Source organism: Bradyrhizobium sp. Crot121 (assembly GCF_059512385.1).
The window spans coordinates 41,641-51,003 of record NZ_JCAMOR010000060.1 but is presented as its reverse complement, the minus strand read 5'-3'; the positions used below and the strand labels follow the sequence as shown (position 1 = coordinate 51,003).

Here is a 9,363-nt window from a genome sequence, read left to right as displayed (position 1 = left end):
TCCGTGATTTGACGTGCAACCCATTCCGCCGTCGGATTTGCTGTGACGTTGATCCAGACGAGGTCTCTGCGGTCGAGCCGGACGATCACAAAAGCATAGAGCAGATCGAAACCGATCGTTGGAACAACGAACAAGTCCATGGCGGCAATGTCCGGCGCGTGATTACACAAGAAGGTGCGCCATCCCTGGCTAGGTGGCCCGCGTCGCTTCACCATGTACTTGGCGACGCTGGACCGCGCGACCTCGAACCCGAGCTTGAGCAGTTCGCCGTGGATGCGCGGCGCACCCCACAACGGATTGTCGATGCTGATCCGCCGGATCAATCCGCGCAGCTCTGTGTCGATGGGCGGTCGCCCTCCGATCGGGCGCGACTTCCAACGCCAGTAGCCGCGAAAGCCGGCCCGGTGCCAACGCACGACCGTCTCGGGCCGGATGATCGTGAGGACCTGCAAGATCGATTGAAACCAGCGATACAGCTGAATGAAGAACCAGCGATCATCGTTGCTGAGCCGGACGCGACCCCGCATCTTACGCCTCAAGACAATCAACTGATGTCTGAGCGCCGCATTCTCTGCTTCAAGTCGGCTCTTCGACTTGAGGGGCGAAGCCAAGACGGCCAGTACGAAACAGAGCAGCCCGATCATTCCGCCAGCTTAGGCGATTCCATTACATCATCAACTCGGATAAGGTTTTCGGTACACACAGTGGCTTTCGCCGCGGCAAGATAGCCGTCCCGTATACTTCTCGGTGTCAATCCTTCCGCTCGCAATTGGTCTTTCCAATCGATGAGAAGAGCGCGGGTCACAGCTGACAGGTCGTCGCGACCGACATGAACGACAAGACGATCGATGATCGGTCCCCACTTCTTGACGGTCCTCGCACCAAGCTCGGCTTCCTTTGCGTACGCCTTGAACGCCGCGACCATTGAGCTCACCTGCGGCTTGGCGTGGTCCTGCCATTCGGGAAAGCGCGAAGCCTTCGGATCGGGCGTGTAGTCGCGGTTTGCATTGCGCATCAAATGCTGGTCGGCCATCTGACTCGCTTCCGCGAACGCCTTGAAAAAGATCGAAGCTCGGCGGATCGAGGCGCATGCGCATTTCGGTCAGGTACTGCTTCGCATGCCACCGATAATGTAGCCAAAGGCCAACGGCGTCGGGCCTCTTCTCGGGGATCAGCTTGCCGTCCCGTTTGAGATTCTTGAATTTGTTTTCCCACCGCTCTGACACGCCGGGATTGTCATCGTTCGCCGCGATCCGCTCACGAGAGAACTTTCCCGCAAGCGCGCTCGCCTGCTTGAAGGTCAGGGTCTGGACACCGCTCCTCAGACCTGCCCAGCGCTTTGCTACTTCGGCGGCCTTCACAGCATGACGCAACTTCGCCTCGTCCGGATCCCGAGTGCGAAGTGAATACTTCCTCCCTCTTCTTGAGGATCGGCCGGAGCTTGGACGGAACGGCCTTGCGAAACCAATAGATGCCGGTGATTGGGTGCGGCCAAGGGCGCGCCATTTTGAGGACCATCGCGTTGTACCAACCTTTTGTACCAACGGCTGGTAACGAAAGCCCCTATTTTACTGAAGGACTCGAATAATCAGGCACTTAGAGGGCTGCTTGGCGGAGAGGGAGGGATTCGAACCCCCGATAGGCTTGCACCTATGCCGCATTTCGAGTGCGGTGCATTCAACCACTCTGCCACCTCTCCCGGTGCCAAAAAGGTGATTCCTCACCCTCTGCGGTCGGGGCGTGTTCTAGGCGAGGATGCCGGGGGAGACAAGGCGCCGGGAGAAGATTTCCGCAGCGCCGAAACGGCCAAAGGAGGGCGAAATGGAGCATTTGACGGTGAAAGCCAATGGGGCGGCGTTCCATGTCGCCCGGATCGGGGCCGGCAAGCCGTTGCTCTTGTTGCATGGCTGGCCGGAATTCTGGCTGACCTGGGAGCCGGTCATGGCGCGACTTTCCGACCGTTTTACGCTGATCGCCCCCGACCTGCGCGGCTTCGGCGACAGCGACAAGCCGGATGGCCCGTACGGGCCGGAACAGCACGCGGACGACATGCTAGCGCTGATGGATGCGCTCGGGATCGAGCGGGCCGGCGTGGTCGGCCATGATGTCGGCGGCGCCGTGATGCAGCCTTTGGCACGAAAAGCGCCCGAGCGGATCGCGGGGCTTTTCTTCTTCGATTTCGTCTATCCCGGCATCGGGCCGCGGATGGCGGCGCCGGATAGGCTGAACCACATCTGGTACCAGTCATTCCACCAGATGGAGATGGCGCCCAAACTCGTCGGCGCGACGCGCGAGAGTTGCGCCCTCTATATCGGGCATTTCCTCAAAGGCTGGTCGCACCGCCAGGACGCGTTCGACGATGTGCTGGACGCCTTTACCGACAACTTCCTGAAAGCGGGCAATCTCGCCGGCGGCTTCGCGCATTACCGCGCCGCGCACGCTGCGCGCGTCAGGATGATGCAGGGCGAAGCGCCGTCATTGCCTGCGATCACCGCGCCGACCTGCATCCGCTGGGCCGAGCACGATCCGCTGTTTCCCTATGCCTGGACCGACCGGCTCGGCGAGACCTTCACCGACCTCGATTTGAAAATGTTCGAAGGCGTCGGACATTTTCCGCATCGCGAAGCCCCCGATCGCGCAAGCAACGAGATCTCCTCGTTCTTTTCGCGCATCGGATGGATCTGAAGCGGGAGAATCAGGTTAGAAAGAGTGGGTGGGACCGCCAGACGCGACAAAAATAACTGGCGGTCCCGTGCCGCTTCATCAAAATGCTGGCCGGGGAAGTGCGGCTTCGCCGGTCAGCGGAGGCGACGCGATCACCGTAGCAACGGGCGCCGCAACGGCCAACGCAATGTCGGCCTTAACCTAACCTTTAAACCTTACTGCATCCGGATTTCCGGGAAACCGCCCGTAAACTTACGGGAAGATGACGAAATCAAGGGTAGGCATCCACCCAGCGTCACGCGCTCTTCTTCGCTTTCTTCTCGCCGTTGTCCTTCTCGGCTTTCTCGCCATTCTTGGCGTTCTTGCCGTTCTCCTTGCGGCGGTTGGTGAAGCGCGCATTGCCGAGGCCGGTGCCGATCGTCAGGACGCCCCAGCGTTCGACATCCTGCATGAAGGGGACTTCGGAAAGGCCCTGCACCACGCCGTCGTTATGCATGACGATCGCGGTGTCGTGGTCGCCGATTTGCGGGATCGCCTCGACCAGGCTTGCCGGCAGGTTGAACTTGCTGCTCTCCCAATTGCCCGGCAGGTTCTGCGCGCCCTTCTCGATCGAGCCGTCCTCATTGATCACGCCGGGACAGGCGATCCCGATGAAGGGCGCCAGCTTCAGCCCATCGGTCTCGGCTTCCGCGATCAGGTCCTGCAGCATCTCGACCAGATGCTCCACCGCGGCTTCGCGCGTCGGTGCTTCGTCGGCATGGCGCCAAAGCTCGGATTTCCAGACCGTGGCCTTGGAGAGGTCCGGCGCCTTTTTCCAGCGCGTCTCGACCACGCCGCAGCGGATGTTGGTGCCGCCGATGTCGACCGCCAGGATACTGTCATGAGCTTCGAAGATCCATGACGGCGCCAGATGCAGGCAGCCGATCAGCCCGGCTTCGTCGGGGTGATGGCGGATCGGCTGAAGATCAACCTTGAACTTCTCGTCCTTGAGGATGATCTCGGTGCGCGCGATCGCGAGCTCGCCAAGCCTGGAGTCACGGAAGCCACCACCGACCACGATGCGCTCGGTCTTGGCCCAGGGCTTGGTCTTGAGGAAACGCCGAGTCACATAGGCAAGCTCCAGCGCGAACTCCTCGATCGCGCTGTGGACCACGGCGGAGGCCTCGGTGTCGTCGCCGATCAGCATCGCGTCCAGCGTCTTCTTGCTGACCTGGTCGGACGGCTCATCGCCGAACGGGTCCTCGCCGGTCTTGCGCAGCGGCTTGCGCCAGCGATCGAGGATCTTGCGGAACGCGCTCTTGCTGGCGCGGTCGCCGAGGAAACCCTCGTCGTCCTTCAGTTCGATGTTGAAGCTGTCGACGTCGACAGACGGCAGCCGCGTCGCACCGTGGTGGGCGATCCCCGTTGTCAATACCAGTTCGTCGGCCATGAAATCCTTGCCCCGGTTGGAACCCGGGGATAACGGCCTGGAACGGGTTTGGTTGCGCCCACGACGGCGGTTAGATCTTCTTGTTTGAGCATGATCTTTTCGGAAAACTGGATTCCACTTTTCCGGATCATGCTCTAATCAGGCCGCCAGCCGCAAAATCTTGACGACGTCGGCCGGCTCGCGGATCGGCTGTGGATTCGAGCGGGTGAAGATCGATAGCATCGCATTCTTGCCGATCAGCTCGAAGCGGTCCTCGCCCACCCCGACATCGGCCAGCCGCCGCGGCAGGCCGAGCCTGGCGATGAAGGCGGCGAAGGCCTCGCCGGCATCGAGCTCGGGCGCGCCAAGCGCTGCCGCGATCTCCTTCTGCGCCTGCTCGGTCGCGGGGCGATTGTAGCGCAGTACGCTCGGCATCATCACCGCCGTGCAGAAATAATGCGGCACATCACAGGTGCCGCCGAGCACATGGCCGATCGCGTGGCTCGCCCCCATCGGCACCCGCCCCTGCAGCCCGAACGCCGACATCCAGGAGCCCAACTGGCAATTGATGCGTGCCGCTTCGTCGTTCGGATCCTCCTTGGTGCGCAAGAGGCCGTCATGGAGATAGCGCAGGCCCTGCAGGCAGACGGCATCGACCAGCGCATTGCCGCGGATCGAGCAGATCGCCTCGATTCCGTGATCCATCGCGCGGGTGCCCGAGCCAAGCCATAGCTTCTCCGGAGTGTAGCGCGTGATGGCAGGATCGAGGATGATGGTGCGCGGCATCATCATCGGGTGATTGAAGATCTGCTTCAGCTTGCGGCGCGTATCGGTCACCAGGGTGCCGGAATTGTACTCGCCGCCGGACAGCGTGCTTGGGATCGCAATCATCCGCACCTTCGGCGTGCGGAACGGACCGAAGCGGCGCTCGGGCGTGGTCTCATAGCCGTCGAGCCCGGAAGGATCGAAGATCTCGTGCTCCATGCACATCAGCACGATCTTGGCCGCATCCACCACCGAACCACCGCCGATCGCGACCACGAGGTCGGCGCCGGCCTCCTTGGCCTGCTTTGCGGTCTGCACCACGACGTCGCGCGTGGTGTGCTGCGGAATGCCGTCGAAGGTCGCGGCATAACGATCGCCGAGAGCGGTGCGGATCTTCTCGATCTCGTCGGTCGTGCTGTTGAGCGTGCGGCTGACGATCAGATAGACGCGTTTGGCGCCGAGCCTTTCTGCTTCCTCGCGCAGCGCCTCAGCCGCGGGCTTGCCATAGATAACCGAGTCCATTGGGGGATATTGATAGCTGCCCGCGGCATGCATGTTCGTCTCCGTGTCTGGTGCGTATCAGACGTCAGGCCTGGAACTTGGTGAAGTCGGGTGGCCTACGCTCGGCGAAGGCTGCAAAGGCTTCGCGCGCTTCGGGCGTCTTGAGGCGCTCCTTGATCAGGCTGCCTTCTTCGGCCATCCGCGCCGCGATCCGCTCATGGTCGCGCATCAACTGCTTGGTGAGGCTGAGCGAACCGGCCGGCCGCTTGGTCAGCGCGATGGCTGCATCGCGCGCCTTCTTGCGCAGCTCCGTCTGCGGCACGACTGCATTCGCGAGCCCGCAGGCCAGCGCCGCGGATGCCTCCATCGGCTCACCGAGCGCGAACATCGCGTAGGCCCGCGCATGGCCGATCCGGAGCGGCAGCAGGAAGCTCGAGGCCGCTTCCGGCACCAGCGCGAGATTGACGAACGGCGTGATCAGCCGCGCATTGTCGGCGAGATAAACGAGGTCGCAATGCAACAGCATCGTGGTGCCGACGCCGACGGCATTGCCCTGCACGGCGGCAACCAGCGGCTTCTTGGCCTTGCCGATGGTGGCGATGAAGCGATGCGCTCCGCCCTCGATGGCGGAATTGTCGCCTTTGGACTGGCTAGCGAAATCGGCGAGGTCGTTGCCCGCCGTAAAGCTGTCGCCATCGCCCTGGAACAGGATCACCCGGACCAAGCCATCGGTCTCGGCGCGTTCGAGTGCGTCCGACATGGCGTCATACATCGCCACGGTGAGCGCGTTCTTCTTCTCGGGACGCTGCAAGGTCACCGTCATCACGCCGTCGACGATCTCGGTCTTGACATGCTCGCTCATGATTTGCTCCCTACCCCGCCATTACCACTTCTCGCCGAACGGGCGGATTTCCAGCTCAAACGTCCAGGCGCTCTTCGGCTGCTGGTAGAGCTGCCAATAGGAGGCAGCGACGGAGGACGGCGGCATCAACAGATCGGGATTGTCGAGCGCGTTGGGGCCCAACGCTTCGATGCGCCGTTGCCGCACCCATTCGGTGTCGACGCCGGAGTCGATGATGAGATGGGCGACGTGGATGTTCTTCGGCCCGAGCTCGCGCGCCATCGCTTGCGCTACCGCACGCAGGCCGAACTTGGCGCTGGCGAAGGCGGCGTAGCCCGGCCCGCCGCGCAACGATGCCGTGGCGCCGGTGAAGAAGATGTTGCCCCGGCCGCGCGGCAGCATCAGCCGCGCCGCCTCGCGTCCGGCGAGGAAGCCGGAATAGCAGGCCATCTCCCAGACCTTGCGGAACACGCGCTCGGTGGTCTCCAGGATCGGAAAGTTGACGTTGGCGCCGATGTTGAAGATGCAGACTTCGAGCGGCGCGTGCTTGTCGGCGTCGCTCAGGAAGGAGATGATCTCATCCTCCTTCCGCGCATCGAGCGAGCGGGCATGGATCTCGCCGCCGGCCGCCTCGATCTCCTTCACCAGCGGCTCGAGCTTGGCGCCATTGCGTCGTCCGGCGAAGATGGTGAACCCTTCGGACGCAAATTTCTTGGCGATCTCGCCGCCGATATAATCGCCGGCCCCGATGACCGCCGCCGTCGCATTTCTCTTCTGCATTGGCCTCTCCCGACTGCTGATTGGAAATAAATCGATCTCGCCGCGCGCTCAGGACGTGCGCAGCGACTCCGCCAGTTTGTGCTTCAATATCTTGCCCGTCGAGGTCGCCGGCAGCGCGTCGAGCAGGATGATCTCCGAGGGCCGCTTGTAGGAGGTGAGCTGCGGCGCGACATGAGCCATCAGGTCCTCCGCCGTCGCCTTCGAGCCCTGCAGCAGCTGGACGAACGCGACCACTTCCTCATTGCCCTCGACCGGCCGCCCCACCACGGCGCACTGCACCACGGCGTCGTGGGTCGAGAGCACCGCCTCGATCTCCGCCGGATAGACGTTGAAGCCGGAGCGGATGATCATCTCCTTGGTACGGCCGACGATATAGAGGCAGTCGCCCTCGAAACGCGCGAGATCGCCGGTGTTGAACCAGCCATCGGGATCGATCGCCTTCGCGGTAAGATCGGGCGCGCGGTAATAGCCGCGCATGACGTTGGCGCCGCGGACATGGAGTTCGCCGACCGCGCCGCTTGCGACCAGCTTGCCATCCCTGCCGACGATCCTGGCCTCGAGACCGGGCAGCAGCGTCCCGACGCCATGGTCGGCTCTCGGCGCCTCCGGACGAATGCCGGAAATCCCGGGCGAGCATTCGGTGATGCCGTAGCCGTTGAGCAAAGGCAGCCCGAGTTCCTGTTCGACCCGCGATTTCAGATCGAGGTCGAGCGGCGCGCCCGCGACCGAGATCAGGCGCAGCGCGCCGCGGTTCAGTTTCGAAAGACCTGACGTCCGCTTGTATTCGAGCAGGCGCTGATAGGTGGCGGGAACGCCGTTCAGGATCGTGATGCCTTCCTCCGCCATCGCCTGCACCAACGCCGCCGGATCATACTTCGCGACCAGGCGGACCGTGGCGCCGGTCATCAGCGTCATCGTGAGTAGCGAGATGCCGACGATGTGCGAGATCGGCAGCACGCAATATTGCACGTCGTCCGACGTCATGTTGCGCAGCGCCGCGGTGGTCTGGGCGCTGAACAAGAGATTGCGGTGCGTCAGCATCACGCCTTTCGGCGTGCCCGTGGTGCCCGAGGTGTAGATCAGCACGGCAACCTGGCTGGCGCCGTCGGCCTCGACCGGCTCGGGCGAGGTTGCCTCGTTCAGCGCGGATACGCCGATGCCATAGAGCGGGCCGACATCCTGCACCGGTGCGCTGTAACGCGCGGCATGCGCGGCCGCTTCCTTGGAAACGTCGGTGGTGAGGAAGACGCGGCGCGCGCCGCTGTGATCCCGGATCTGGTCCAGTTCGCGCGGCGATAGCCGCGGATTGACCACGATCGCCCAGGCATCGAGCCGGCTCGCGGCGAACAGAAGGCACGCGAGCGGGATCGCGTTCTCGCTGACGATCATGATGCGGTCGCCGGCGCGGATGCCGAGCGCACGCAGCGCGTCCGCGGTGCCGCCAATGGCGCGATCGAGTTCGCGGTAGGTCAGGCTGCCGCCGTCATCGATCAGCGCCGTGCGATCCGGCGTCGCCGCGACATGCCGGTCGATCACCTCGTGGATCCGGTTCGGCAGATTTGCCAGAATTTCGGCCGCCGGGGCCGCTCGCTCCAATATCGTCAACGACACCTCCCGCCTCCACGACCCTTGTTCCGGGCCTTGCTGTGAATTGGTTTGCTTAGGTTCCTGGCCGTCTCGCGCAGCCTTTCGCCGCCGCGAGCTGGGCGACGATCTCTTCCTCGACCTCGCGCAGGCGATCCTTGCCGAAGAACATTTCGTCGCCGACGAAGAAAGTCGGCGAGCCGAACTCGCCGCGCGCCACCGCGGCTTGCGTGTTCTCGATCAGCTTCTTCTTGACGTCGTCCTGCTGGATGCGCGCGAGCACGCGGTCGATATCGACGCCGGAGGCGAGGAACGCGTCGCGGAAGACCTGCGGATCGTCCATCTTCTTTGGCTCGACCCACATGTGGTGGTAGGCCGCACGGAAATAGGGCTCGAACAATCCCTCGAATTCCGCGGCGATCACGCCGCGCATCAGCATCAACGTGTTCACCGGGAAGAACGGGTTCGACTTGAATCTCGTGATGTGGTGGCGCCGCAGGAAGCGCTCGGTTTCCAGTGCGTTGTATTCGGCCTTGTTCTTGATCCCGCGCAGCGAGTCGAACGGCGACATGTTGCCGGTCGCCTTGTAGACGCCGCCGAGCAGCACCGGGACATAGTCGAACTTCACGCCGGTGCGCTTTTCAATTCCCGGCAGGACCAGCTCGGCGAGATAGGCGTTCGGGCTGCCGAAATCGAAATGAAACTCGACTTTGAGCGGAGCAGCCATCGATTGCCTTTCCTCGGATAGGGCGGCCCGTCGCCGCGATCGGTTGCGACCTCGGCTTTAAAGTTCTATTTTAGAACTGTCAATAGCGGATTG

The 9,363-nt window shown here is 63.0% G+C and carries 8 protein-coding genes, 1 tRNA gene and 1 pseudogene; 1 reads left to right on the top strand and 9 read right to left on the bottom strand.

The genetic code is table 11. The features are described 5' to 3' along the window. The 3 genes and pseudogenes from AC5ZGW_RS34335 to AC5ZGW_RS34325 form a co-directional block, all read right to left on the bottom strand. Window positions 1–644: pseudogene (locus AC5ZGW_RS34335) on the bottom strand (hypothetical protein); the annotation flags it as partial. Beyond that, window positions 641–1,033, bottom strand: a complete 393-nt coding sequence (locus AC5ZGW_RS34330; RefSeq protein ID WP_463327090.1) for a site-specific integrase — start codon at window positions 1,031–1,033, stop codon at window positions 641–643. The gene AC5ZGW_RS34330 and the pseudogene AC5ZGW_RS34335, both read right to left, overlap by 4 nt. Before the next feature lie 576 nt (window positions 1,034–1,609). Beyond that, window positions 1,610–1,699: transfer RNA gene (locus tag AC5ZGW_RS34325), tRNA-Ser, on the bottom strand. 122 nt (window positions 1,700–1,821) lie between these two features. Here AC5ZGW_RS34325 and AC5ZGW_RS34320 point away from each other — a divergent pair. After that, window positions 1,822–2,685 carry an alpha/beta fold hydrolase gene (locus tag AC5ZGW_RS34320; RefSeq protein ID WP_130227992.1) on the top strand — a complete coding sequence of 288 codons (864 nt, stop codon included), beginning with the start codon at window positions 1,822–1,824 and terminating at the stop codon, window positions 2,683–2,685. A gap of 274 nt (window positions 2,686–2,959) precedes the next feature. Here AC5ZGW_RS34320 and AC5ZGW_RS34315 read toward each other — a convergent pair whose 3' ends face one another. From AC5ZGW_RS34315 to AC5ZGW_RS34290, 6 genes are all read right to left on the bottom strand, one after another. Beyond that, window positions 2,960–4,093, bottom strand: a complete 1,134-nt coding sequence (locus AC5ZGW_RS34315; protein WP_130227991.1) for an ROK family protein — start codon at window positions 4,091–4,093, stop codon at window positions 2,960–2,962. A gap of 138 nt (window positions 4,094–4,231) precedes the next feature. Then, on the bottom strand, window positions 4,232–5,392 hold the full coding sequence (locus AC5ZGW_RS34310; RefSeq protein ID WP_130227990.1) for an iron-containing alcohol dehydrogenase: 1,161 nt from the start codon (window positions 5,390–5,392) through the stop codon (window positions 4,232–4,234). Between the two features lie 31 nt (window positions 5,393–5,423). Continuing rightward, the gene (locus AC5ZGW_RS34305; RefSeq protein WP_130227989.1) at window positions 5,424–6,200 is read right to left on the bottom strand and encodes an enoyl-CoA hydratase-related protein; all 777 of its coding nucleotides are present in this window, start codon (window positions 6,198–6,200) and stop codon (window positions 5,424–5,426) included. 21 nt (window positions 6,201–6,221) lie between these two features. After that, a complete protein-coding gene (locus AC5ZGW_RS34300) occupies window positions 6,222–6,959 on the bottom strand; it encodes an SDR family oxidoreductase (protein WP_130227988.1) in 738 nt (245 codons plus the stop codon). 48 nt (window positions 6,960–7,007) lie between these two features. Next, window positions 7,008–8,564 (bottom strand): class I adenylate-forming enzyme family protein, encoded by a 1,557-nt coding sequence (locus AC5ZGW_RS34295; protein WP_245474891.1) that lies wholly within the window; start codon window positions 8,562–8,564, stop codon window positions 7,008–7,010. Between the two features lie 55 nt (window positions 8,565–8,619). Then, on the bottom strand, window positions 8,620–9,270 hold the full coding sequence (locus tag AC5ZGW_RS34290; protein ID WP_130227987.1) for a 2-hydroxychromene-2-carboxylate isomerase: 651 nt from the start codon (window positions 9,268–9,270) through the stop codon (window positions 8,620–8,622). Window positions 9,271–9,363 lie beyond the last annotated feature (93 nt).